This window comes from Geodermatophilus sp. SYSU D01176, from assembly GCF_054050015.1.
Map to the genome: position 1 here is coordinate 81739 of NZ_JBJGYN010000012.1, position 22669 is coordinate 104407.

General features: G+C 76.7%; 25 protein-coding genes. 15 read left to right on the forward strand and 10 right to left on the reverse strand.

Annotated features, from left to right (window positions below; all coding sequences use genetic code 11):
* Window positions 1–110 precede the first annotated feature (110 nt).
* Both fdxA and dapC read left to right on the forward strand, forming a co-directional pair.
* Window positions 111–437 (forward strand): ferredoxin, encoded by a 327-nt coding sequence (gene fdxA, locus ACI78Z_RS09255; protein ID WP_012947287.1) that lies wholly within the window; start codon window positions 111–113, stop codon window positions 435–437.
* Window positions 438–469: 32 nt separating this feature from the next.
* Complete coding sequence (dapC, locus tag ACI78Z_RS09260; protein WP_457036257.1) at window positions 470–1555, forward strand: succinyldiaminopimelate transaminase; 1086 nt, start codon at window positions 470–472, stop codon at window positions 1553–1555.
* Window positions 1556–1568: 13 nt separating this feature from the next.
* Here the strand turns inward: dapC and ACI78Z_RS09265 are convergent, their stop codons facing one another.
* Window positions 1569–2501: a hypothetical protein gene (locus tag ACI78Z_RS09265; RefSeq protein ID WP_457036234.1), complete on the reverse strand. Its 933-nt coding sequence runs from the start codon at window positions 2499–2501 to the stop codon at window positions 1569–1571.
* Window positions 2502–2599: 98 nt separating this feature from the next.
* Here ACI78Z_RS09265 and ACI78Z_RS09270 point away from each other — a divergent pair, with 98 nt between their 5' ends.
* Window positions 2600–3703 carry an alpha/beta fold hydrolase gene (locus ACI78Z_RS09270; RefSeq protein WP_457036235.1) on the forward strand — a complete coding sequence of 368 codons (1104 nt, stop codon included), beginning with the start codon at window positions 2600–2602 and terminating at the stop codon, window positions 3701–3703.
* A 93-nt stretch (window positions 3704–3796) separates the two neighbouring features.
* Here the strand turns inward: ACI78Z_RS09270 and dapD are convergent, their stop codons facing one another.
* Window positions 3797–4774 carry a 2,3,4,5-tetrahydropyridine-2,6-dicarboxylate N-succinyltransferase gene (gene dapD / locus ACI78Z_RS09275; RefSeq protein ID WP_457036236.1) on the reverse strand — a complete coding sequence of 326 codons (978 nt, stop codon included), beginning with the start codon at window positions 4772–4774 and terminating at the stop codon, window positions 3797–3799.
* A 231-nt stretch (window positions 4775–5005) separates the two neighbouring features.
* Between dapD and dapE the strand changes: the two genes are divergently transcribed.
* The 4 genes from dapE to ACI78Z_RS09295 are packed head-to-tail and all read left to right on the forward strand — an operon-like array spanning window position 5006 to window position 7804.
* Complete coding sequence (dapE, locus tag ACI78Z_RS09280) at window positions 5006–6130, forward strand: succinyl-diaminopimelate desuccinylase (protein ID WP_457036237.1); 1125 nt, start codon at window positions 5006–5008, stop codon at window positions 6128–6130.
* Window positions 6127–6966, forward strand: coding sequence for an LOG family protein (locus ACI78Z_RS09285; RefSeq protein WP_457036238.1), 840 nt, complete (start codon window positions 6127–6129; stop codon window positions 6964–6966). The genes dapE and ACI78Z_RS09285 overlap by 4 nt, the downstream gene beginning before the upstream one ends.
* A 15-nt stretch (window positions 6967–6981) precedes the next feature.
* On the forward strand, window positions 6982–7344 hold the full coding sequence (locus ACI78Z_RS09290; RefSeq protein ID WP_457036239.1) for a DivIVA domain-containing protein: 363 nt from the start codon (window positions 6982–6984) through the stop codon (window positions 7342–7344).
* On the forward strand, window positions 7337–7804 hold the full coding sequence (locus tag ACI78Z_RS09295; protein ID WP_457036240.1) for a CoxG family protein: 468 nt from the start codon (window positions 7337–7339) through the stop codon (window positions 7802–7804). Before ACI78Z_RS09290 ends, ACI78Z_RS09295 begins: the two co-directional genes overlap by 8 nt.
* Before the next feature lie 84 nt (window positions 7805–7888).
* Here ACI78Z_RS09295 and ACI78Z_RS09300 read toward each other — a convergent pair whose 3' ends face one another.
* Genes ACI78Z_RS09300 through ACI78Z_RS09310 form a run of 3 tightly spaced genes read right to left on the reverse strand, consistent with a single transcriptional unit; the run spans window position 7889 to window position 9406 of the window.
* Window positions 7889–8227: a hypothetical protein gene (locus ACI78Z_RS09300; RefSeq protein WP_457036241.1), complete on the reverse strand. Its 339-nt coding sequence runs from the start codon at window positions 8225–8227 to the stop codon at window positions 7889–7891.
* 4 nt (window positions 8228–8231) lie between these two features.
* On the reverse strand, window positions 8232–8969 hold the full coding sequence (locus ACI78Z_RS09305) for a cytochrome c oxidase assembly protein (protein ID WP_457036242.1): 738 nt from the start codon (window positions 8967–8969) through the stop codon (window positions 8232–8234).
* Complete coding sequence (locus ACI78Z_RS09310) at window positions 8966–9406, reverse strand: DUF2243 domain-containing protein (RefSeq protein ID WP_457036243.1); 441 nt, start codon at window positions 9404–9406, stop codon at window positions 8966–8968. Before ACI78Z_RS09310 ends, ACI78Z_RS09305 begins: the two co-directional genes overlap by 4 nt.
* Before the next feature lie 79 nt (window positions 9407–9485).
* Between ACI78Z_RS09310 and ACI78Z_RS09315 the strand changes: the two genes are divergently transcribed.
* The 6 genes from ACI78Z_RS09315 to ACI78Z_RS09340 all read left to right on the forward strand — a co-directional run bounded on the left by ACI78Z_RS09315 (window position 9486) and on the right by ACI78Z_RS09340 (window position 15437).
* A complete protein-coding gene (locus ACI78Z_RS09315; RefSeq protein ID WP_457036244.1) occupies window positions 9486–10391 on the forward strand; it encodes a DMT family transporter in 906 nt (301 codons plus the stop codon).
* A 30-nt stretch (window positions 10392–10421) separates the two neighbouring features.
* Window positions 10422–10973: a DNA-3-methyladenine glycosylase I gene (locus ACI78Z_RS09320; RefSeq protein ID WP_457036245.1), complete on the forward strand. Its 552-nt coding sequence runs from the start codon at window positions 10422–10424 to the stop codon at window positions 10971–10973.
* Window positions 10974–11090: 117 nt separating this feature from the next.
* The gene (locus ACI78Z_RS09325; RefSeq protein WP_012947303.1) at window positions 11091–11258 is read left to right on the forward strand and encodes a DUF3117 domain-containing protein; all 168 of its coding nucleotides are present in this window, start codon (window positions 11091–11093) and stop codon (window positions 11256–11258) included.
* An 89-nt stretch (window positions 11259–11347) separates the two neighbouring features.
* Window positions 11348–12862, forward strand: coding sequence for a leucyl aminopeptidase family protein (locus tag ACI78Z_RS09330; protein ID WP_457036246.1), 1515 nt, complete (start codon window positions 11348–11350; stop codon window positions 12860–12862).
* Entirely contained in the window at window positions 12859–14304 is a 1446-nt protein-coding gene (locus ACI78Z_RS09335; RefSeq protein WP_457036247.1) for a hypothetical protein, read from the forward strand. Before ACI78Z_RS09330 ends, ACI78Z_RS09335 begins: the two co-directional genes overlap by 4 nt.
* A 182-nt stretch (window positions 14305–14486) precedes the next feature.
* Window positions 14487–15437 carry a methyltransferase domain-containing protein gene (locus ACI78Z_RS09340; protein ID WP_457036258.1) on the forward strand — a complete coding sequence of 317 codons (951 nt, stop codon included), beginning with the start codon at window positions 14487–14489 and terminating at the stop codon, window positions 15435–15437.
* 183 nt (window positions 15438–15620) lie between these two features.
* Here the strand turns inward: ACI78Z_RS09340 and ACI78Z_RS09345 are convergent, their stop codons facing one another.
* Window positions 15621–17123: a phytoene desaturase family protein gene (locus ACI78Z_RS09345; RefSeq protein WP_457036248.1), complete on the reverse strand. Its 1503-nt coding sequence runs from the start codon at window positions 17121–17123 to the stop codon at window positions 15621–15623.
* A gap of 153 nt (window positions 17124–17276) precedes the next feature.
* Between ACI78Z_RS09345 and ACI78Z_RS09350 the strand changes: the two genes are divergently transcribed.
* Both ACI78Z_RS09350 and ACI78Z_RS09355 read left to right on the forward strand, forming a co-directional pair.
* Window positions 17277–17675 carry a hypothetical protein gene (locus tag ACI78Z_RS09350; protein ID WP_457036249.1) on the forward strand — a complete coding sequence of 133 codons (399 nt, stop codon included), beginning with the start codon at window positions 17277–17279 and terminating at the stop codon, window positions 17673–17675.
* A gap of 85 nt (window positions 17676–17760) precedes the next feature.
* Entirely contained in the window at window positions 17761–18447 is a 687-nt protein-coding gene (locus ACI78Z_RS09355; protein ID WP_457036250.1) for a DUF6766 family protein, read from the forward strand.
* A 21-nt stretch (window positions 18448–18468) separates the two neighbouring features.
* On the opposite strand, the gene ACI78Z_RS09360 is transcribed toward ACI78Z_RS09355, so the two are convergent.
* From ACI78Z_RS09360 to ACI78Z_RS09375, 4 genes are all read right to left on the reverse strand, one after another.
* Window positions 18469–20145 carry a SpoIIE family protein phosphatase gene (locus ACI78Z_RS09360; protein WP_457036251.1) on the reverse strand — a complete coding sequence of 559 codons (1677 nt, stop codon included), beginning with the start codon at window positions 20143–20145 and terminating at the stop codon, window positions 18469–18471.
* A 102-nt stretch (window positions 20146–20247) separates the two neighbouring features.
* Window positions 20248–21378, reverse strand: coding sequence for a spore photoproduct lyase family protein (locus ACI78Z_RS09365; RefSeq protein ID WP_457036252.1), 1131 nt, complete (start codon window positions 21376–21378; stop codon window positions 20248–20250).
* A gap of 62 nt (window positions 21379–21440) precedes the next feature.
* Window positions 21441–22070, reverse strand: a complete 630-nt coding sequence (gene lepB, locus ACI78Z_RS09370; protein ID WP_457036253.1) for a signal peptidase I — start codon at window positions 22068–22070, stop codon at window positions 21441–21443.
* On the reverse strand, window positions 22067–22669 hold a 603-nt coding region (locus tag ACI78Z_RS09375), incomplete at its 5' end, for a hypothetical protein (RefSeq protein WP_457036254.1). The genes lepB and ACI78Z_RS09375, both read right to left, overlap by 4 nt.

Sequence of the window (22669 nt, forward strand, 5' to 3'; positions counted from 1 at the left end):
CCGGGCCACCCGTTCCGTTTCACGGGAGCCGCACGGGCCATACTCAAGGTCGGTACGACCGGCCGCAGAGCCGGCGGAGCAGCCCCGCACGTCCCCGGGAGGGAACCACTGTGACCTACGTCATCACCCAGGCCTGCGTCGACGTCCTCGACAAGGCGTGCATCGACGAGTGCCCGGTGGACTGCATCTACGAGGGCGACCGGATGCTCTACATCCACCCGGACGAGTGCGTCGACTGCGGTGCCTGCGAGCCGGTCTGCCCCGTGGAGGCCATCTACTACGAGGACGACGTCCCGGACAAGTGGAAGGACTTCTACAACGCCAACGTGGAGTTCTTCTCCGACCTGGGCAGCCCCGGTGGCGCGGCCAAGACCGGCAAGATCGGCAAGGACCACCCGCTGGTGGCCGCCCTCCCGCCGCAGGGCGAAGGGCACTGACGACCACGGCCACGGGGACGGCGGCCGGCCGGCTGCCGGACTTCCCCTGGGACTCCCTCGCCGGCGCGCGGGCCAAGGCGGCCCGCCACCCCGGCGGGGTCGTCGACCTCTCCATCGGGACGCCGGTCGACGACACCCCCGAGGTGCTGGCCGGCGCCCTGGCCGCCGCGGGCAACGCGCCCGGCTACCCGACGGCGCTGGGCACGCCCGAGCTGCGCAGCGCCGCGGCCGGCTGGCTGCAGCGCCGGCTCGGCGTGCGGCTGACCGACCCGCTGGGCGCCGTCCCCTCGGTGGTCCCCACCGTCGGCTCCAAGGAGCTCGTCGCGCTGCTGCCCACCATGCTGGGCCTCCGCGGCGCCGGCACGGTGCTCATCCCCGAGGTCGCCTACCCGACCTACGAGGTCGGCGCGGTGCTGGCCGGTCTCGGCGTGCGGCGGACCGACACGCCGCCGGACGACGCCGCCGGTGTGGTCCTGGTGTGGCTGAACTCCCCGGGCAACCCGCACGGCCGGGTGCTGACCGACGACGAGCTGCGCGCCTGGGTTGCGTGGGGCCGGGCGCACGGCGTGCCGGTGGTCGCTGACGAGTGCTACGTCACCCTGGGCTGGGACGTCGAGCCGCGGTCGCTGCTGCACCCGCAGATCGCCGGCGAGGACCACACCGGGCTGCTCGCGGTGCACTCGCTGTCCAAGCAGTCCACCGCGGCCGGCTACCGGGGCGGACTGCTGTCGGGCGACCCGGCGCTGGTCCGCCAGGTGTGGGAGGTGCGCCGGCACCTGGGCCTGCTGGTGCCCACGCCGGTGCAGGCCGCCATGGCCGCCGCGCTGGCCGACGACGCGCACGTCGACGAGCAGCGTGAGCGCTACCGCGCCCGCCGCGACCGGCTGGCCGCCGCCGTCCGGGCCGCCGGTGCCCGCATCGACCACTCCGAGGCCGGGCTGTACCTGTGGGTCACCCGCGACGAGGACTGCTGGACGACGATCGACTGGCTGGCCGACAGCGGCATCGTCGCCGCCCCGGGCTCGTTCTACGGCCCGGCCGGCGGGCGGCACGTGCGCATGGCGCTCACCGCCACCGACGAGCGGGTGGACGCCGCCGTGGAGCGCCTGGCCGGCTGAGCGGACGCCGGGGTCAGCGGGCCAGTTCCAGGCGCACCGCGCCGTCACCGGCGTCCGAGGGCGCCCACCCGCCGCCGGGGGTCCACTGCGACCCGGCGAAGGACACCGACCGCAGCCCCAACCGCTCGGCGTGCGCGACCGCCCAGGTCGCCGTCGGCCAGCCGGCCGCCGGGTCGACCTCGACCGCGCCGAAGCGCTCGGTGGTCGTCGCGCCCAGCTCGGCCTCCACGACCGCTGCGGCGGCGGTGACCCGCGCGCTCAGGCGCCCACCGCGGACCGGGGCCTCGTAGCGGCAGGTCAGCCGGCCCGGCTCCGGCGCTGAGAACGCCGCGGTGAGCTGCTGGGCCAGGGGCTCGTGCTTCTGGTAGGCCTCCGGGAAGCCGCTGCGCTGCACGCGCTGGGCGGCGTCGGTCAGCCGCAGGGACTCCCAGTTCCGGACCCGGACGAGGCCGTCGTAGAACTTCCCCGCCGAGTAGACCGGGTCCCGGACCTGCTCGGGGGTGCCCCAGCCCTGCGAGGGGCGCTGCTGGAACAGGCCCAGGGAGTCGCGGTCGCCGTAGTCGAGGTTGCGCATCGTCGACTCCTGCTGCGCCGTCGCCAGGGCGATGACGACGGCCCGCTCCGGCAGGCCGCGGGCGCGGCCGACCGCGGCGATCGTCGCAGCAGAGGAGGCCTGCTCGGCGGTCAGCGTCAGGTCGGTGCCGGCCACGGTGCAGGACCCGGTGAGGACCACCGGCTCCGGACCCTCGATGCTGCGCACCAGCGCGACCACCCCCAGGACCACGAGCCCGACCAGCCCCAGCGGCAGCCAGGAGCGCCACGTCCCCGCCGGCGCCCCCTGGCTCCCGCGCTTGGCGGCGGGCCGGCGTCGGGTGGTCGGGCGGCGCGCCGGCGGCCGTCGGGCGGTCGGCGTCCGTCGCGCCGTCGCGCCGCGTGTGCTGCTCATCGCCGGCGACTGTATGTGCGGTTCCTGGCAACTCGGTGCTGCCGCGGGGAGGTGTCCGTCGCTACGGTGTCCCGCCCAGCCACCTGCGAGGAGACCGCATGAGCGACACGCTGCTGCCCGGCACCACCGCGACCCGGGTGCCCACCGCCCGGCTGACCCAGAATGTGCTGCACCCCGAGGGCGTCCACCCGGCCGGGCCCGGGGAGGCCGTGCTCTTCGTGCACGGCAACGTCAGCTCGGCGCTGTTCTGGCAGCAACCCGTGCTCGCCCTGGCAGAGACCGGTCGGGTGCGACCGCTCGCGGTCGATCTGCGGGGCTACGGCGACACCGACCCGCTGCCGATCGACGCGCGGCGCGGGGTGCGGGACTGGGCGGACGACGTCGCCGCGCTCGTCGAGGCCCTCGGCCTCGACCGGGTGCACCTGGTCGGCTGGAGCATGGGTGCCGGCGTGGTGCTGCAGTACCTGCTCGACCGGCCCGAGCGGGTCGCGTCGGTGGCGCTGGTCGCGCCGATCTCCCCATACGGTTTCGGCGGGACCACCGGGCCGGAGGGGCGGCTGCTGTCGGAGGACGGCGCGGGCTCCGGGGCGGGCGCGGCCAACCCGGAGTTCGTGGCCGCGATCGCCGCCGGCGACACCACGGCCGACCGCCCGACCAGCCCGCGGTCGATCCTGCGCGCCTTCTACGTGGCGCCCGGGTCGCTGCCCATCGACCCGCAGCTGGAGGACGTGTTCGTCGCCTCGATGCTCTCCACCCGCACCGGCGAGGACAACTACCCGGGGGACGCCGCCACCTCGGTCACCTGGCCGGGCGTGGCGCCGGGGGAGCGGGGAGTGCTCAACACGGTGGCACCGACGGTGTTCGACCTCTCCCGGATCACCGACCTGCCGGGCAAGCCGCCGATCCTGTGGATCCGCGGGGACGCCGACCCCATCGTCTCCGACGCGTCGATGTTCGACCTGGCGCACCTGGGCGCGCTGGGCGCGGTGCCGGGCTGGCCGGGCGCCGACGTCTGCCCACCGCAGCCGATGGTCGCCCAGACCCGCGCCGTCCTGGACCGCTACGCCGCTGGCGGCGGGACCTACCGGGAGGTCGTGCTGCCGGATGTCGGGCACTCCCCGCACGTCGAGCGGCCGCAGGAGTTCGTCGTCGCCCTGCTGGAGCACCTCGACGTCCCGGCAGCCGTGCCGGGGGACGCCTGAGCGCGCTCGGCCCTCTGGAGGGGAGGAGGGGGTCCTCCTACCCACGCGGCGGGACTCGGGAGGGGGCCGAGCGGTGGGGAAAGGGTGGTCCTCTCAGGTGTTGGCGTGCAGTTGGGCGTTGAGCTCGCCCCAGGTGCCGGTGCGGGGCAGCGCCTCGAGCGCCCCGGAGACCGAGTTGCGGCGGAACAGCAGCCCGTCGCGGCCGGAGAGCTCGGCGGCCTTGACCACCGAGCCGTCGGGCAGGGTCACCCGCGATCCGGCGGTCACGTAGCAGCCGGCCTCGACGACGCAGTCGTCGCCCAGCGAGATGCCGATGCCGGCGTTGGCGCCCAGCAGGCAGCCCGAGCCGACCGAGACGACCTGTTTCCCGCCGCCGGAGAGGGTGCCCATGATCGACGCGCCGCCGCCGATGTCGCTGTCCGCGCCGACGACGACGCCGGCGCTGATCCGGCCCTCGACCATCGACGGCCCCAGGGTGCCGGCGTTGAAGTTCACGAAGCCCTCGTGCATGACCGTGGTCCCCTCGGCGAGGTGCGCGCCCAGCCGCACGCGGTCGCCGTCGGCCACGCGGACGCCGGAGGGGATCACGTAGTCGACCATCCGCGGGAACTTGTCGACGCCGTAGACGGTGACCTGCCCGTGCGCGGCGCGCAGCCGGTGCGGGTTGAACGACGCGGCCTCGACCGGGCCGGCGCTGGTCCAGGCGACGTTGGTGAGCAGGCCGAAGACGCCGTCCATGTTGATGCTGCGCGGCGTCACCAGGCGGTGCGAGAGCAGGTGCAGCCGCAGCCAGACGTCGTGGGTGTCGGCCGGCGGTGCGGACAGGTCCGCGATGACCGTGCGGACGGCGACCACCTCGACGCCGCGGGACTCGTCGCTGCGCACCAGGCCGCCGTAGTCCGGGCCGAGCTCCCCGGAGATCTCGAGCGCCCCCAGCCGGGTGGTGCCGGCCGGCGCCCCCTCGGGCGCGCCCAGCCGCGGCTCGGGGTACCAGGTGTCGAGCACCGTCCCGGCACGGGTGATGGTGGCCAGACCGGCGGCGACGGCGGAGGACGGAGCAGGAGCGGTCACGGGGGACGACGCTACCGAGCGCCGGTGGCGGCCTGCCGACTCGGTCGGGGCGCCCGGCGCCGTGTCGCCCTCGCGTCGCTCCGCCGCTGCCCACCAGGCGGGGCAGGGGTCGACGTCCGGGGGACGCACCTGGCGGTCCGTCCCCCGCTCCGGTGAACGGCGGGCGACGGGCCGGGGGTGTCCGCGCGCTGCGGCGGCTCGGCCCCGACGCCGCCCGTAGGCTCGGACGCCGTGACCGACCTGCCCCCGATCGACCCCGCCGCCGACGTCCTGACGCTCACCCGCGCGCTGGTGGACGCCCCGTCGGTGTCGGGCAGCGAGGGCCCCCTGGCCGACGCCGTCGAGGCGGCGCTGCGGGCGCTCGGCGGTCTCGAGGTCGAGCGGGTCGGCGACGCCGTCCTCGCCCGGACCAACCTGGGCCGGCCCACCCGGGTGGTCCTCGCCGGCCACCTCGACACCGTGCCGATCGCCGACAACGTCCCCAGTCGGCTGGACGAGGCCACCGGCCGGCTCTACGGCTGCGGCACCAGCGACATGAAGGCCGGCGACGCGGTGGTGCTGCGGCTGGCCGGGCGCTTCGGCGTCCCGGGGGCCGAGCCCGCGCACGACCTCACGTTCGTCCTCTACGACAACGAGGAGGTCGAGGCGGTCAAGAACGGCCTCGGCCGGGTCGCCCGCGAGCGCCGCGGCTGGCTGTACGGCGACCTCGCGATCCTGCTCGAGCCCACCGACGGCGAGATCGAGGCCGGCTGCCAGGGCACCCTGCGGGCCCGGCTGGAGACCACGGGCCGCCGTGCGCACAGCGCGCGGAGCTGGCTGGGCGTCAACGCCGTCCACGGACTCGCGGGGGCGCTCGCCACGCTGGCCGCGTACCGGCCCCGCGAGGTGGAGATCGACGGCTGCCGCTACCGCGAGGGCCTCAACGCCGTCGGCATCTCCGGGGGCGTGGCCGGCAACGTCATCCCGGACGAGGCCGCGCTGACGGTCAACTTCCGGTACGCGCCGGACCGCGACGAGGACGCCGCCGAGGCGCACGTCCGCGAGGTGTTCGCCGAGGCGATCGCCGCGGGCGCCACCCTGACGGTCACCGACAACGCCGGGGGCGCGCTGCCGGGCCTGTCCGAGCCCGCGGCCGCGGCCTTCGTCGCGGCCGTCGGCCGCCCGGCGCGGGCCAAGCTCGGCTGGACCGACGTCGCCCGGTTCGCCGCCTTCGGCATCCCCGCCGTCAACTACGGGCCCGGCGACCCCCAGTTGGCCCACACCCGCGAGGAGCACGTCCTCGTCGACCGGCTGCAGCCGGCCGAGGACGCACTCGTCGCCTACCTGTCGACGCCCACCAGCCAGGAGCGCGCATGACGACCACCCCCGAGCCCGCCAACGCCCGCAAGCCGCGGCCCACCCGCCACCGCGGTCCGGTGATGCTGCGCGGCGGCGAGCCGGACCCCCGCGACCAGGGGACGACGACCGACCAGCGGCTGCTCGACCGCCGCGGTCCCACCGACTGGGTGCACACCGACCCGTGGCGGGTGCTCCGCATCCAGAGCGAGTTCGTCGAGGGCTTCGGGCTGCTGGCCGAGCTGCCGCGTGCGGTGAGCGTCTTCGGCAGCGCCCGCACCCCGCAGGACTCGCCGCACTACGCCGCCGGCGTGGCGATCGGCGCGGCGCTGGCCGACGCCGGATACGCGGTCATCACCGGCGGCGGCCCGGGCGCGATGGAGGCGGCCAACCGCGGCGCGTCGGAGGCCGGGGGGCTCTCGGTGGGCCTGGGCATCGAGCTGCCGTTCGAGCAGGAGCTCAACGAGTGGGTCGACGTCGGCATCGCGTTCCGCTACTTCTTCGTGCGCAAGACGATGTTCGTGAAGTACGCGCAGGCCTTCGTCATCCTCCCCGGCGGCTTCGGCACCCTCGACGAGCTGTTCGAGGCGCTCACCCTGGTGCAGACACGCAAGGTGACCCGCTTCCCGGTGGTGCTGTTCGGCTCGGAGTACTGGTCCGGGCTGGTCGACTGGCTGCGGACGACGATGGTGCCCGCCGCCACGATCAGGGACACCGACCTGGACCTGTTCACGGTGACCGACGACGTCGACGAGGTCGTGCGGATCGTCCAGGAGGCCGAGAAGGCGCGGCAGGCCGGGGACAACGGCGGCGGGATGCGCGCCTTCCCGGTCGACGACGCGCCGAGCGACGCGTGAGGGCCTGAGGTCGGGGTGCTCGAGGCGGTCGTCTTCGTCCTCACCGTCGCGGTGGTCGGCGGGCTGCTGTTCCTCGGCGGCTCGGTGCTGCTCGGCCGCGGGGAGACCCAGCCGCCGGCCGACCCCGACCGCTCGCCGCTGGAGCTGCCCGAGGACCGGCCGGTGACCGCGGACGACGTCCGCGGGGTGCGCATGTCGGTGACCGTCCGGGGTTACCGGATGACCGAGGTCGACTGGCTGCTCGAGCAGCTGGCCCGGGCGCTCGAGGAGCGCGAGGGGGAGGTCGAGGCGCTGCGCGCCCGGCTGGAGGAGGCCGGGCGCGCGCCCGGTGCGGACGACGCCCCGGCGGGCGGGAACGGAGCACGACCCGATGCGTGAACTGGTGGAGACGGTGGTCGTGGACGCGCCGCCGCAGCAGGTGTGGGCGGCGCTCACCGACTGGACCCGGCAGGGCGAGTGGATGCTGCTGACCGACGTCGAGGTCACCGGCGGCGACCCGCACGCGGTCGGCGGGCGGATGGCGGCACGCACCGGGCTGCCCGTCGGGGGACGGCGCCGCGGCGTGCTGGACACGATGGTGATCACCGAGTGGGACCCGCCCCGGCGCGCCGTCGTCCAGCACACCGGCCGGATCGTGCGCGGGCCGGGCACCTTCGAGGTCACCCCCCAGGGCGCGGGCTCCCTCGTGACCTGGACCGAGCAGCTGTGGCTGCCGTTCGGGCCGCTCGGCCGGCTGGGCTGGCCGCTGGTCAAGCCGGCCGCGGTGGCCGGCGTCCGCCTCTCGCTCAAGCGCTTCGCCGACTTCGCCCGCCGCTACACCGGCCGCACGATCCGCTGAGGTCCGGGCCGGCCGCCGAGTGGTGACCTGCCGTGGTCATCCGCGGCGGGTGACCACGGCAACCCGCCACTCGGTGCCGGCCGATCAGGGAACCGCGTCGCGCCGGGCTCGGACGAAGGCCAGTGCCTCGCGGGCCAGCGGCAGGTCCGTCGCCGGCTCACCGTCGGCCAGCGCGACCCACTCGCGGTAGGGCCGGCCGCGGCCGCCGAACGGTGCGCCACGCCCGTCGGCCAGCAGCGCGGCGACGCGGTCCTCGGGCAGCGTGAGCACCAGCGCGCCGCGCACCACCATCGCGAAGGCCGCGCCGTCGACCTTGAGCGCCCGGGAGCCGAACCGGCGCGGGGCGGTGGGGTCGGGCGGCGTCACGTCGGGCTCGGCGGCGAGGCTGTCGACGAGGGCGGCGAGGCGGTCGGCGGCGTCCACCCGCTCAGCCTGGCCCGGCGGCGGCCACCGCGGGCGCTCCCGCGGCGCGGACGGCGTCCCGGCTGGTGTACCAGCGGCGCCACAGCACCGCGGCGACGACCAGCGTGACGACGCTGCCGCCGTCCCACATGAGCCGGGCGCCCTCCGCGGCGTGCGCCATCCCGGGCGGGGGAGCGGTGTAGAGCCACGTCGCCAGGACGTCGTGGGCGGCCGCCCCGGCGGCCAGCGCGGCGGCACGCACCCCGACCCCGCGGCGGTGCGGCGCCGGGTCGACGGCCAGCACCGCGGCGGTGGCGAGGTACCCGCTGACCAGCACGTGCAGCGCCACCGCCGCACCCAGGGCCGGGCGGTGGGCGGCCGCTGCGTGCAGCCCGGTGCCGTAGAGCAGCCACAGCCCGGCGGCGTTGACCGGGACAGCGACCAGCGGGTCGGTCGCCCAGCGCAGCGGCGCGCTCCGCAGCAGGCCGGCCAGCCGCCGGGCCGCCGTGACCGGGAGCGCCCGCAGCGCCAGCGTGACCGGGGCGGCCAGCACCAGCAGCAGCGGCGCCACCATGCCCAGCAGCAGGTGCCCGGCCATGTGCGCCCGCAGGTCGCCGTGGGTGGCGGTCAGGACGACGCCGGGAACGGCCGCGGCCAGGCCGGCCAGCCAGGCCGCCGTCCGCCGCAGCGGCCAGGGTGTGCGCCACCCGGCCGCCACGTACAGCGCGCCGGCGACCAGCAGCGCGGCGACCAGGGCGCTCACCGGGCCGGACGGCGGCGGGCGCGCAGCAGCAGCGCCGCGCCCGCGACCAGCATCAGCACGGCGGAGGCGTTCCAGGCCAGGTCGTAGCCGGTGAGGTCGACGCCGTAGCGGACCTGGTGCACCCGCAGCAGCTTGTGGTCGACCACGCCGTCCCACAGCTGGAAGGCCCCGGCGCCCAGCAGCACGAACGCCCACCACCGGAGGGCGGGGAACGCACCGCGGCGGCGCAGGTCGGCCAGCAGCGCCAGCCCGGCGACCACCGCGGAGAGCGTCGCCGCGTGCAGCAGGCCGTCGGAGACCAGGCCCACCGTCCCGCTCGCGCGGTCGTAGAAGGAGTGCCAGGCCAGGAGCTGGTGGAAGACGATCTCGTCGACCGAGCCCATGAGGCCGGCGCCGAGCAGCAGCCCCGAGGCCGCCAGGCGTCGTCCGGGGGTCACCGCCGACCGGTGCCCGCTGCCGGGGCCGGGAAACGCCCGTGCAGGATGGCGGGGTGAGCCAGTGCGGCGGGGGACGGCGGTGAGCCGACGGGGCTGGGTGCTGTTCCTGGCGATGTCCCTGATCTGGGGCGTGCCGTACCTGCTCATCAAGGTGGCCGTCGAGGACCTCCCGCCGGTGGTCGTGGTCTTCGGCCGGTGCGTGCTCGGCGCGGCGCTGCTGCTGCCGTGGACCGTCGCCCGCGGGCAGCTGCGCCCCGCGCTGCGGCGCTGGCGCCCGCTGCTGGCCTTCACCGTGCTGGAGATGGCCGGCCCGTGGCTGCTGCTGGCCTACGCCGAGCAGACGCTGTCCAGCTCGCTCACCGGTCTGCTCGTCGCCGGGGTGCCGTTCGTCGCCGCGCTGGCCGGCCGGCTGAGCGGCGAGGAGGAACGCCTGGGCCGCGTGCGGCTGCTCGGCATGGCCCTGGGCGTCGCCGGCATCGCGGTGCTGCTCGGCCTCGACGTCGAGGGGATCGCGCCGCTGCCGCTGCTCGCGGTCGGGCTGGTCGTCGTCGGGTACGCCACCGCCCCGCTCGTCGTCAGCCGCGCGCTGCCGGACGTGCCCGGGGTGGCCGCCAGCGCGATCGCGCTCACCGTGACGGCGGCGGTCTACGCGCCGTTCGCCGTCCCCCGGCTGGACGACGCGGCGCGGGCGCCCGGCGACGCGCTGCTGGCCGTGCTCGTCCTCGGGGTCGTGTGCACCGCGGTCGCGCTGGCGCTGTTCTTCGCGCTGATCCGCGAGGTCGGCCCGCAGCGCGCGCTGGTCATCACCTTCCTCAACCCCGCGGTGGCGGTGCTGCTCGGCGTGCTGCTGCTCGACGAGCCCCTCACCCTCGGCCTCGCCGTCGGGCTGCCGGTGATCGTCGTCGGCTGCGTGCTGGCCACCCGCCGCAGCCGGGTGCGCCCCGAGCGGTCGGAGCTGGGGGACGTGGACGTCGCCGTCCCCTGAGTGTCGGTGGCCGCGGCTACCGTCCCGGCCGTGGACGAGCGCATCCGTTGCGACTGGGGGAACAGCGCGCCCGAGTACGTCACCTACCACGACGAGGAGTGGGGGACGCCGCTGCACGGGGACGACGCCCTCTTCGAGCGGCTCTGCCTGGAGGCGTTCCAGTCCGGGCTGTCCTGGATCACCATCCTGCGCAAGCGCGCGGCGTTCCGGGCCGCGTTCGCCGGCTTCTCGATCGACGCGGTGGCGGGGTTCGGTGCCGACGACGAGGTGCGGCTGCTGGCCGACGCCGGCATCGTCCGGAACCGCGCCAAGATCGCCGCCGCGATCGGCAACGCCCGGGCCGCGCAGGAGGTCCCGGAGGGGCTCTCCGCGCTGCTGTGGTCCTTCGCACCCACCGGCCCGCGGCCCCGCCCGGCCACCCTCGCCGACGTCCCGGCGACCAGCCCGGAGTCGACCGCGATGGCCCGCGAGCTCAAGCGCCGCGGCTTCGTCTTCGTCGGCCCGACGACCGCCTACGCCCTGATGCAGGCCACCGGGATGGTCGACGACCACGTCGCCACCTGCTTCCGCGCAGGCACCTGAACGGGGGCTCGGGTTGGACCTGCGCCGGGGATACGGGATCATGGGCGGTGGAGCTCACAGCATCGACGACGCCGTGCGCAGCCCACGGGCCGCGCACGGCCGACGAAGGAGGCACGCATGGCGGCCATGAAGCCGCGCACGGGTGAAGGTCCCCTCGAGGTCACCAAGGAAGGGCGCGGCCTGGTCATGCGCGTGCCGCTCGAAGGCGGCGGCCGCCTCGTCGTCGAGCTGTCGCCCGACGAGGCCGCGGCCCTCTCCGAGGCACTGAAGGGCGCGACCAGCTGAACACCGCAGCGCAGCTGCCCCCGGGCAGCCCCGCGCAGGGCGACACGGCCCCGGCCGCCGGCAGCACGCCGGCGACCGGGGCCGCGCCGTTGCCGCGGGTCGAGGTCCTCGCCGAGCTCCCCGACCTCGGTGAGGACGACGTCCTCGCCGTGCCGGTCGGCAGCGGCGCCGCGCTGCCCGGGTGGCTGACCGCGCCGGGTGCGCCGGTCGACGCCCGGCTGCTCGCCGGCGCGCTGGCCGACACCGGCAACACCGGCCGGCCGGGGAACGTCACGAACCTGCCGGTGCCCGGCCGCCGCCCCCGCAGCGTGGTCGCCGTCGGGGTCGGCGACGCGACGCTGCCGGACCTGCGCGGCTACGTGGCCACCGCCGTCCGCCGCGCGCAGACCCTCGCCGAGCACGGCGCGCGCCGCCTGGTGCTGCCGCTGGACGACGCGGCCGCCCCGGCGGGCGCCGAGGAGGTGCGCATCGCGGTCGAGGCCGCGCTGCTGGCGGGGTACCGCTTCCGCGAGACCTCCTCACCCCACCCGCCGCGGCTGGCGACGGTCGCGGTGGTCGCCGCCGACGGCGCGGACCCGGCGGTCACCTCCGCCGCGCGCGCGGGCGAGGTCACCGGCCGCGCGGTCGCCTGGGCCCGCGACCTGGTCAACACCCCCAGCAACACCAAGGACCCGGCCTGGCTGGCCGACCGGGCCGTCGAGCGGCTGGGCCGGCTGCGGCACGTGACGGTCACCGTGCTCGGCCCGGAGGAGCTGCGGGCCGGCGGCTTCGGGGGGGTGCTCGCCGTCGGCGGCGGCTCGGCCTCCCCGCCGCGGGTCGTGGTGGCGAGCTACCGGCCGCCGCGTCCCCGCCGGGGGCACCCCGTGCTGGTCGGCAAGGGCATCACCTTCGACACCGGCGGCATCTCGATCAAGCCCAACGCCGGCATGCGGGAGATGAAGACCGACATGGCCGGGGGTGCCGCTGTCCTCGCCGTGGTGGACGCCGCGGCCCGGCTGGAGCTGCCGGTCGCGGTCACCGCCGTCGTCCCGGCCGCGGAGAACGCCGTCTCGGGCTCGTCCTACCGCCCGGCCGACGTGGTGCGGCACGTCGGCGGCCGGACCACCGAGGTGCTCAACACCGACGCCGAGGGCCGCATGGTGCTCGCCGACGGGCTGGCGTGGGCGCGGCTGGAGCTGGGCGCCACGGTGCTGGTCGACGTCGCCACGCTGACCGGGGCGATGAAGGTCGCGCTCGGTACCCGCACCGCGGGGCTGTACGCGACCACCGACGGGCTGGCCGACGCGCTGCGCACCGCCGCCGGCCACGCCGGCGAGCCGGTGTGGCGGATGCCGCTGGCCGAGGAGCACGCCGACCTGCTGGAGAGCACGGTCGCCGACGCGAACAACGCGCCGGGCAACCCCGGCGGCACCACCGCCGCGCTGTTCCTGCGGCCCTTCGCCGGGGACCTGCCGTGGGCGCACCTCGACGTCGCCGGGCCCGCCCGCGCCGGGTCCGACGACGGCGACGTGGTCAAGGGCGGCACCGGCTTCGGCGCCCGCATCCTGCTGCGGTGGCTGGAGGCCGGCGCGCCGGTGGACGGGTCCTCGGTGGTCGACCGGTGACCGACGCCGGGGTCGTCTTCCCGGCCGGTCCCGACGGGCGGCGCAGCACCGCGGCCCTCGGCCGGTCCGTGGTCGCCGACGCGCTGCGCCCGGTCGACCCGGCCGGCGCCGGTGCCGCCGAGCGGGAGACCAACTGGCGGGCCGGGTACCTGCCGCACTTCCGCCGGCTGGTGGAGGCCGGGCTCACCTCGCGGGAGGCGGCGCTCGCCATCGCCGACGCGGGGCTGGGCGCCCTGCACCGGCGGATGCGGGTGGCCGGCCCGGACGGCGCGGAGACCGGCCTGACCGACCTGGTGGCCGCGCCCGCCGGCCGGGCCCTCGCCACGGCGGAGGTCACCGGCACCGCCGAGCCCGAGCGGGAGCTGTCGCTGCCCTTCCACGGCGAGCGGCTGCGCGGCGACGCGCTGCTGCGCCGGCTCGACGCCTGGGTCGAGGGCGGCATCGTGGAGCCCTCGGCCGCCGAGGCGGTGCGCACCGTCGCCGCGCACCCGGAGTGGCTGGCGCTCCCGGGCAGCACCGTCGTCGTGCTCGGCGCCGGTGCGGAGATGGGCCCGCTGACGGCGCTGCTGCGCTGGGGCGCGCGGGTGGCGGGCGTCGACCTGCCGCGTGCCCTGCTCTGGGAACGGGTGCTCGACACCGCCCGGCGCGGCGCCGGCACGCTGCTGTACCCGGTCGGCGGTGACGCCGGCGCGGGGGCCGACCTGATCACCGAGGTACCCGCCGTCGCCGACTGGGTGACCGACCTGCCGGGGCGCCCGGTGCTCGGCGACTACGTGTACGCCGACGGCGCCACCAACGTCCGGGTGTCGACGGCGGTCGACGTGCTCACCGTCCGGGTGGCCGCGGCCCGGGACGACGTCGCGCTGGCCTTCCTCGCCACGCCGACCGACGTCTTCGCCGTCCCGCCGGACGCGGTCGCGCAGTCGGTGCGCGCCTACGCCCGGCGCTCGCGGGCGGCGAAGCTGCTGGGCCGGCCGCTGCGGACGCTGTCGGCCGGGCGGCTGCTGCAGCGGGCGTACCTGCCCGGGAGCGACCCCGGCGTCGTCGACAGCCTGGTGCCCCAGCAGGGGCCGAACTACGCGCTGGCCAAGCGGCTGCAGCGGTGGCGGGCGACGGTCGCCCGCGCCGCCGGGACGACGGTGTCGATGAACGTCGCCCCGCCCACCCGCACCCGCTCGGTGGTGAAGAACCGTGCCCTGGCGGCGGCCTACGCGGGGGCGCACCGGTTCGGCGTCGAGGTGTTCGAGCCGGCGACCTCCAACGTGCTCATGGCCGCGCTGCTGGTGCACGACCTGCACACCGGCGGCGGCCCGGCGCACGAGCACCCGTGGCAGGACGAGGCGCACGCGGCGGTGCACGGCGGGCTCTGGCGGACGGCGTACGCCCCCCGGAGCGCGCTCGGCCTGGCCGCGCTGCTCGGCTACGGCGCCGCTCGCGGCTGAAGGAGCGCCCTGTCCTCCTCACCGTTCGCACGCTCACGGTGAGCCTCTGGGCGGCCCCCGGGAGCCGCCGGTGCGCCAGAGTGGGCACCCGCCGACTCCGAGGAGGACCCGTGGCCCGGCCGTCTCTCGCGCGCACCCTGCTCACGCTCCTGCGGACGGGGAACGCGCGTGCCCGGCTGCGGGTGACCCGCGACGCGCAGGCCGCCGTCCGGCTGAACGTCGGCGCGGCAGCGCTGCGCACCGGCGTGCTCGACGCGCTGGCCGGGGGAGCGGTGGCCACGCCGGACCTCGCCCGGCGGCTGGACGTGACCGAGGAGGGCCTGCTGGCGGCCTTCCTCCGGGTCCTCGCCGCGGCCGGCCTGGTGCGGGACGACGGCGGGCGGTGGCCGCTGACCGCCCGGGGACGCGCGGTGGTGGACGACGACCTGGTGCGGGCGTCGCACGAGGCGTTCGCCGGGTTCCACACCGAGCTGTACCGGGAGCTGGGGCCGCTGCTGGCCGGCGGCCCGCGACGGCGGGACGTCGTCGAGCAGGGCGGGGTCATCGCCCGGGTGTCCACGGCGTTCGAGCCGTTCGTCGACGAGGTCCTCCGGGAGACGGTGGCCGCAGTCGCCCCGCGGCGGGTGCTCGACGTCGGCTGTGGCGCCGGCCTGCAGCTCGCCACGGCGCTGGTGGCGGCGCCGGGCGCGGAGGGCGTGGGGGTCGACGCCGACGCCGACGCGGTCGACCTGGCCCGGCGCACCCTGGCCGAGCGGGGCCTGGCCGGGCGGGCGCGGGTCCTCCGCGGCGACGTCCGGGACCTGGCGGGTGGCGCGGAGGACCCGTTCGAGCTCGTGCTGCTCGCCAACGTCGTCTACTACGTGCCGGTCGGGGAGCGGGTCGCCCTGCTGCGTTCCCTCGCCGAGCTGCTCGCGCGCGGCGGCACCCTCCTGGTCGTCACGAGCGCGGTGACGCCGCAGCTGACCAGCCGCCACTTCGACCTGCTGCTCCGGGCGCAGGAGGGGGCCATGGAGCTCCCGGACACCGACGTCCTGGTGGCCCAGCTCGCCGAGGCGGGGCTCGAGCCGGCCGCGCCGCGGCGCGTCGCGCCCGGCACGCCGCTGGTCGCCGTGTCCGCCGTCCGCCCCGCGTGAAGGGGAGCCGCGCTGGCCCACGTCCTGCGCACGCCGGCACCGACCGACGCCGTCCTCGCGGTCTCCTGCGCGCGCCTGCGGCTGCAGCGCCGCAGGAGCGGCGACAGCACCGCAGGACTCGGGCCTTGCCCGATCCACCGCCTTCCTGACCGCCGGTGGTGCGGTGCAGCCCGGCGAGGAGGGTCAGGCCGGGCCGACGAGGCCGGCGACGATCTCCGCGGACAGGGCGACCAGCGGCAGGCCGCCGCCGGGGTGTGACGAGCCGCCGACGAGGAACAGCCCCGGCACGGGCGCGGCGTTGCCCGGGCGGAGGAAGGCCGCGCGGGCGCCGTTGCTCGACGTCCCGTAGATCGAGCCGCCGGCGCTGCGGGTGTCGCGCTCGAGGTCGGCCGGCGTCCGGACGACGCACCAGCGCACCCGGTCGCGGACGTCCAGGCCCCGGCGGGCCATCACGTCGAGCACCTGCTGCGCGTAGCGGTCGGCCAACCCCGGGGCGTTCCAGTCCACCCCGCCGACGGGGTCGTGCCGGGGAGCGTTGACCAGCACGAACCAGGACTCGCTGTCGTCGTCGGGACGGGTGGCCGGGTCGTCGGGCGCGCTGACGTAGATCGTCGGGTCGGCCACCGGCTGGGGTGCCCCGCAGTGCCGGCCCACGCCGAAGACCGCGTCGAACTCGGCGTCGTAGTCGGCGGGGAACAGGACGGTGTGGTGCGCCAGACCCGGCGTCCGCCCGCGCAGGGCCAGCAGCAGCACGAACCCCGAGAGGGACGGCGTGCTGCGGGCCAGGTCGCGGCGGACCCGCCGGGTCGGGCGGGCGGCCGGCAGCAGGTCGGCGTACAGCGTCGCGGCGTCCGCCCCGGACACCACGACGTCGGTCCGCCGCACCTCGCCGTCGGCGAGCCGCACCCCGGCGGCCCGGCCCCCCTCCACCAGCACCCGCTCGACGGGACACCCGGTGCGGACGACGGCGCCCCGCTCGACCGCCCGCCCGGCCACCGCCTCGGCGAGCCGGCGCAGCCCGCCGCGCACGTACCAGGAGCCGAAGGCCTGCTCGACGTACGGCACGGTCGCGAGCACCGCCGGGGCGCGCCGCGGGTCGGAGCCGGAGTAGGTGGCGTAGCGGTCGAGCAGCGTGCGCAGCCGCGGATCGCGCAGGTACGCCGTCCCCAGGCCGCGCAGCGTGCGCCACGGGGCGACCGTCGCGACGTCGGAACCGCTGCGGGCCAGCCGGGCCAGCGTCGCCGCGCCGGCCAGCGGGGAGCGCAGGAACGGCTGCTCGGTGACCCGCCACATCTCCGCGGCCCGCCCCATGAGCGCCGCCCACTGGGCGCCTGTGCCCGGGCCGAGCGCCGCGTCCAGCGCGCCGGGCACAGCGGTGGCCTCGCCGGGCACGGCCAGCCGCGTCCCGTCGGCGAAGCGGTAGACGACGGCGGGGTCCAGGCGGACCAGGTCGACGGCGTCCTCGAGCGGCCCGCCGGTGGCCGCGAACAGGTCCCGGTAGAGCTGGGGGAGGGTGACCAGGCTCGGCCCGGTGTCGAAGCCGTGCCCGTCGCTGGCGTACCAGCCGACCTTGCCGCCGACCTGGGGCGCCTGCTCCAGCACGGTCACCGCGTGGCCGAGCGCGGCCAGCCGGGCGGCGGCCGCCAGGGCCCCGAGGCCGGCGCCCACCACCGCCACCCGTGCCACGCCGCCACGGTACGGCGACCGAGCCGACGAGCCCTGGGGCAACTCCCCGTTACTCCGCTCGGGTGACGGCCGTTTGCCGCCGGAGCGGGCGGGGGTAGGCGGTCGTCCCGGTGAGCACTGCCGGAGGCCGAGGGGGGAGGACGGAGGACGCACGTGGCGACCCCGACGAGGCGAGGACTGGTCGGGCTGGGCCTCGCGGTGACGGCCCTGCTGACGGGTTGTGCCGACCTCGAGGAGGACGACGTCGCCCGGGTGGCCGGCGCCTTCGAGGACCCCGCCGCACCCCCCGGCGACCGGTGCGCGCTGCTCGCGCCGTCGACGCTGCAGACCCTCGAGTCCGACGAGTCGGCCCCCTGCCCCGACGTCATCGGCCGGCTCCCGCTGCCCGGGGGCGCGGTCGAGGCGGTGGAGGTCTGGGGCAACGACGCGCAGGTCCGGCTCAGCGGCGACACGCTGTTCCTGACCGACACCCCGGCCGGCTGGCGGGTCACCGCCGCGGCCTGCGAGCCGCGCGGCGAGCTGCCCTACGACTGCGAGGTGGAGGGGCCGTGAGGGGCGTCCGCGGGGTCTTCCTGGGCTACCTGGCGGTCATCCTGCTCGGGATCGCCTACGTCGTGGCGCTGGGGCTGACGGGCCGATGACCGCGCCCCGCTACGGCTTCCTCCGCGCCAACGCGCTGAGCCTGGTGTTCGGCGGGCTCTTCCTCGTCACCCTCGCCGGTCAGGCGGTCGCCGGGACGGCGGACTTCAACGCCCGGCAGGTGGCCGACGGGCTGCCCCCGGTGTCCTTCCTCGACTACGTCACCTCGTCGTCCTTCGGCGTCGACGTCATGGAGAACTGGCAGTCGGAGTACCTGCAGTTCTTCCTCTACGTCTTCGCCACCGTCTGGCTGGTGCAGCGGGGCTCGTCGGAGTCCAAGGAGCCGGGCAAGGAGGGCACGGAGTCCGACCGGGAGCAGCAGGTCGGCGCGCACGCCGCCGAGGAGTCGCCGGCCTGGGCGCGCACCGGTGGCTGGCGGACGGCGGTGTTCTCCCGCTCCCTCGGCCTGCTGATGGGGGTGCTGTTCCTGCTCACCTGGGCGGCGAGCTCGGTGGCCGGCTGGGCGGCCTACAACGCCGAGCAGCTCGGCCAGCGCCAGGACCCGGTCAGCTGGGTGGGGTACCTCGGCGAGGCCGACTTCTGGAACCGGTCCTTCCAGAACTGGCAGTCCGAGATGCTCGCCGTCGGCTCGATGGCGATCTTCGCCGTCTACCTGCGGCAGCGCGGCTCACCGGAGTCCAAGCCGGTGGGCGCCGCGCACGCCGACACCGGCCAGACAGGGTGACGGGGACACCCGGCGGCACACTCAGTACGGCACGGCGAGGGCCAGGACGGCGAGGTCGTCGGCCTCGTAGCGGGAGGCGTCCAGCCGCTCCTCGACCGCGGCGGTGATCGCCTCGACCGTGGCCTCGGCACCGCCGCGCACCCGCCGCAGCACCTCCAGCAGCCCGTCCTCGCCGAACTGCGCACCGGTGTCGTCGCGGGCCTCGGTCACCCCGTCGGTGTAGAGCACCATCGTCGTCCCCGGGGGCAGCGCGACCTCCACCACCGGGACGTCGAGGTCGGGGGCGATGCCCAGCGGGCGGCCGGGCACCCCGACCTCCCGCGGCCCGTCCGGGCAGGCGAGGACCGGCAGCGGGTGGCCGGCCACGCCGACGGTCGCGCACACGCCGCCGGGACCGGGGGAGAGGACCAGGCAGACGGCCGTGACGAAGCGCAGCGGCCCGTCGGTCTGCGCCCGCAGCAGCGCCGCGTTCACCGCGCGCAGCACGTCGGCCGGACCGGCGCTGGTCTCGATCGCGGGACTGGCCGCCGCGCGGGCGGTGTGCCGGGTCAGCGCGGTGACGGCGGCCGCCTCGGCGCCGGTGCCGCAGACGTCGGCGATGAGCACCATCCAGCGGCCGTCGTGCAGCGGCATGACGTCGTAGGTGTCGCCGCCGACCAGCCCGGCACCGCCGCCGGGCCGGTAGCGGGCGGCCAGCTCGACGCCGCGGATGGCCGGCAGGTGCGAGGGGAGCAGGCTGCGCTGCAGGGTGTCGGCGAGCTGGCGGACCTCGGACTCGGCGCGCAGCCGGCCGAGGAACTGGCCGATCTGGCGGCCGGCGTGGGCCAGCACGTCGACCAGCTCGGCCGGCACCGGCCGCTCCTCGCGGGAGAACAGCTCGCAGACGGCGAGCAGCTCGTCCCCGCGGACGACGGGGAAGGCCACACCGGTGCGGATGCCGTCGGCGCGGGCGGCCTCGGTGCGGACGAACCGCGGGTCGCTCCACAGGTCCTCGATCACCGTCGGGGTCCGCTGCGCCCAGGTCCGCCCCGGCAGCCCCTCGCCGCGGGCGAAGCGGTACCGCCGGGAGGCCTCGTGCAGCGCCCCGGGCCGCTCGCCCGGTGCGGTCCAGGTGCCGGCGTGGGCGAGCCGCCCGGTGTGCCCGTCGGGCTCCCAGAGGGTGGCGGTGTCCCAGTCCAGCTCGGTGCACAGCGTCGGCAGCAGATCGCGGAAGGCGACGTCGGCGTCGGGCGCCTCGGTGAGCGCCGCGGTCACCCGCAGCGTGGCCGTCAGGTAGCGGCTGACCAACAGCTGCCGCTCGAGCAGGATCGTGGTGCTGGCGTCGCGGAGGACGGCGACCACCCCGGCCTGCTCCGGCCCGGCGCCCTCGGGCGGCGGCACCATCGCCAGCGTGACGTCGACGGTCACCTCGTGGCCGTCGGCGTGCAGCGCCGGCAGCTGGGTGGTGCGCCCCGCCAGCTCCCCGCGCCCGGTGGCCAGGAAGCGGGAGTAGTCGGTGCCGTGCCCGTGGCGGAAGCGCTCGGGCATGAGCACCTCGAGGGGCTGGCCGAGCACGGCGGTCGGCTCGTACCCCAGGAGCACCCGTACGTGCGGGTTGACGTAGGTGATGCGGCCCCGGGCGTCGGCGACGACCACGGTGTCGGGCAGCGCGGTCAGCAGGGACGGCGCTGTCACGGCGACCTCGTGATCGAGTGCCACGCCCTCACCTCCCGCTGGGCCGGCCTCCAGGAAACCACACGTTGCGTCAGCGGCCCGGCACGGGCCGTCGACATGTCGACATGTCGACATGTGGTCGGCGGCTCAGAACGCGTAGCGGATGCGCAGCCACGGCGCGTGGGCGGCGACCAGCTCGTGCACCCGCGTGACCCCGGCACGCTTGACGTCGTTGCGGTAGCGGACGTTCCAGCTGCCGTTCTGGCTGCGCTTGGGCTGCTGCAGGTCCGGCCGCCAGAGCAGCTCCTCGGCCTTCGGGTGCCAGCCCAGGTTGACCTGGTGCAGGTCCCGGTTGTGGGTCAGCAGGATGACCTCGGCCGCCGCCTGCGCCTTGGCCGCCGGCGAGAGCTCGTCGTCCAGCCGGTCGAGCAGCTCGGCCCAGTCGGCCTCCCACCCCTCGCGCAGCACGACGGGGGAGAGGTTGAGGTGCACCTCGTAGCCGGCCTCGACGAAGTCGTCGACCGCGGCGATCCGCTCGGCGACCCGGCTGGTGCGGATGTCGAGCACCTTGGCGTCGTCCTCGGGCATGACCGAGAAGCGGACGCGGGTCCGGCCGCGCGGGTCGAGCTCGAGCAGCTGCCGGTTGACGTACTTGGTGGCGAAGGAGGCCTTCGCCGTCGGCAGCTCGGCGAAGGTCGCGACGAGGTCGGCGACGTTGTCGCTGACCAGCGCGTCGACCGAGCAGTCGCTGTTCTCGCCGAGGTCGTAGACCCAGGCGGCGGGATCGCACTGGTCGGGCTCGGTCTTGGGGCCCTGCCGCGCGACGTGGCGGCGCAGGTACCCGGTGATCTGCTCGATGTTGGTGAAGACGGTGATCGGGTTGGCGTAGCCCTTCTGCCGCGGCACGTAGCAGTAGGCGCAGGCCATCGCGCAGCCGTTGGCCGTCGAGGGGGCGATCCAGTTCGCCGAGCGGCCGTTGGGGCGGGCGGTGAGCGACTTCTTGACGCCCAGCACCAGCGTCTCGGACTTGACCCGCACCCAGCGCTCGACGTTCCCCTCGTTCCCGTGCAGGTCGGGGATCTTCCAGTGCGAGGGGACCTCCACCACCTCGGCGCCGGCGAAGCGGGCCAGCACCTGCTGCCCGCGGGGTGAGGCGAGGGCGGCGGGCTCGGCATAGACCTGGCGCACCTGCAGCAGGCGGGACAGGTCGCCGGGGGAGACGGGCCGGGCGGGGGACGGCGAGAGGGCGGGGGACGGGGAGAGGGCGGGGGTTCCCACGGCCGGTGCAGCACCGGCCCGCCACCGGGTGTTCCCGCAGGTCGGCGCGTCGGAGCGGGTCCTCAGCAGCCGGCCGACGGGGAGGGCAGCGCGCCCGGGTCGGGCCACATCCGGGCGGTCACCGTGCCGACGAGCGAGGAGGCCGGCACCGGCCCGAAGGCGCGTGAGTCGACCGACCCGTCGCGGGAGTCGCTGAGCAGGAACAGGTGACCGTCGGGCACGGGGACCGGGCCGAACCAGACGCCGTCGAGCCGGGCCGGGTCGATCGCCGGCTCGCAGACCGGCGTCCCGTCGACGACCAGGACGCCGTCCTCGATGGCCACCTCGTCGCCGCCCACGCCGACGGCCCGCTTGACCAGCAGCCCGTCGCCCTGCGGGTCGGTCACGGCGACGACGTCGCCGCGCTGCACCGGCCCCTGCCCGCGGTGCACGAGCAGCAGGTCACCCGGGGCGACGGTCGGCGTCATGCTGTCGGAGTCGACCCGCATCGGCTGCAGGGGGAGCAGGCCGGACGTCGCCGCCACCATCAGCAGCGCCGCCCCGGCCGCGATCCACAGGGCGGCGCCGCGCAGCCGGCGCCACGCCCCGCGGGTGAGGCCGGCACGGACGGCGCGGTGCCGGGAGGCGCCGCCGCGGTCCCCGGTGCGGGGGTCACCGGGAACCGCGGCGGCCGTTCGAGGGGCGGTCCTCACCCGAGGACGCCGGTGAGCCACAGCGCCCACGCGGACCCGCCCAGGACCAGCAGGGCGTCGAGCGCGCGACCCCGCCAGGACGCCGGCAGCAGGGCGGCCAGGGCGGCCACGGTCAGCAGCTCGGCGGCGACCACCGCGGTGCCGACCGCCTCGGGCCCGTGCCCGCCGGACGACGCCATGAGCCCGTCCATCGCCACCGGCCCGGAGGAACCCAGCGGCATGCCCTGGGCGAACTCGACGCCGGTCACCGGGTCGACCGCCACGGTCTCCCGGCCGGGGACGTCGTGCTCGTGGCCGGCCGGCGCGGCGTCGTGGACCGCGAAGGAGTCCAGCAGCCCGGTGGTGTGCGCGACGACGTAGAGGGTCAGCAGCCCGACCGTGCCGAGCAGTGCCATGGCCACCAGCCGCCGGCTCGCGCGGGTGCCGGCCCAGGCGCCGAGGACCAGCCAGGCGGCCAGGCCGGCCTGGGCCAGGGCGGTGAGCAGGAAGAACCCGACGGCCAGGTCCCCGGAGGAGAGGTGGTCGACCGCCGCGGCCACGTGCAGCCCGCCGGCCGCGGCCAGGCCCAGCGCCGCGGCCAGCTGCCACGCCGCGGCGCC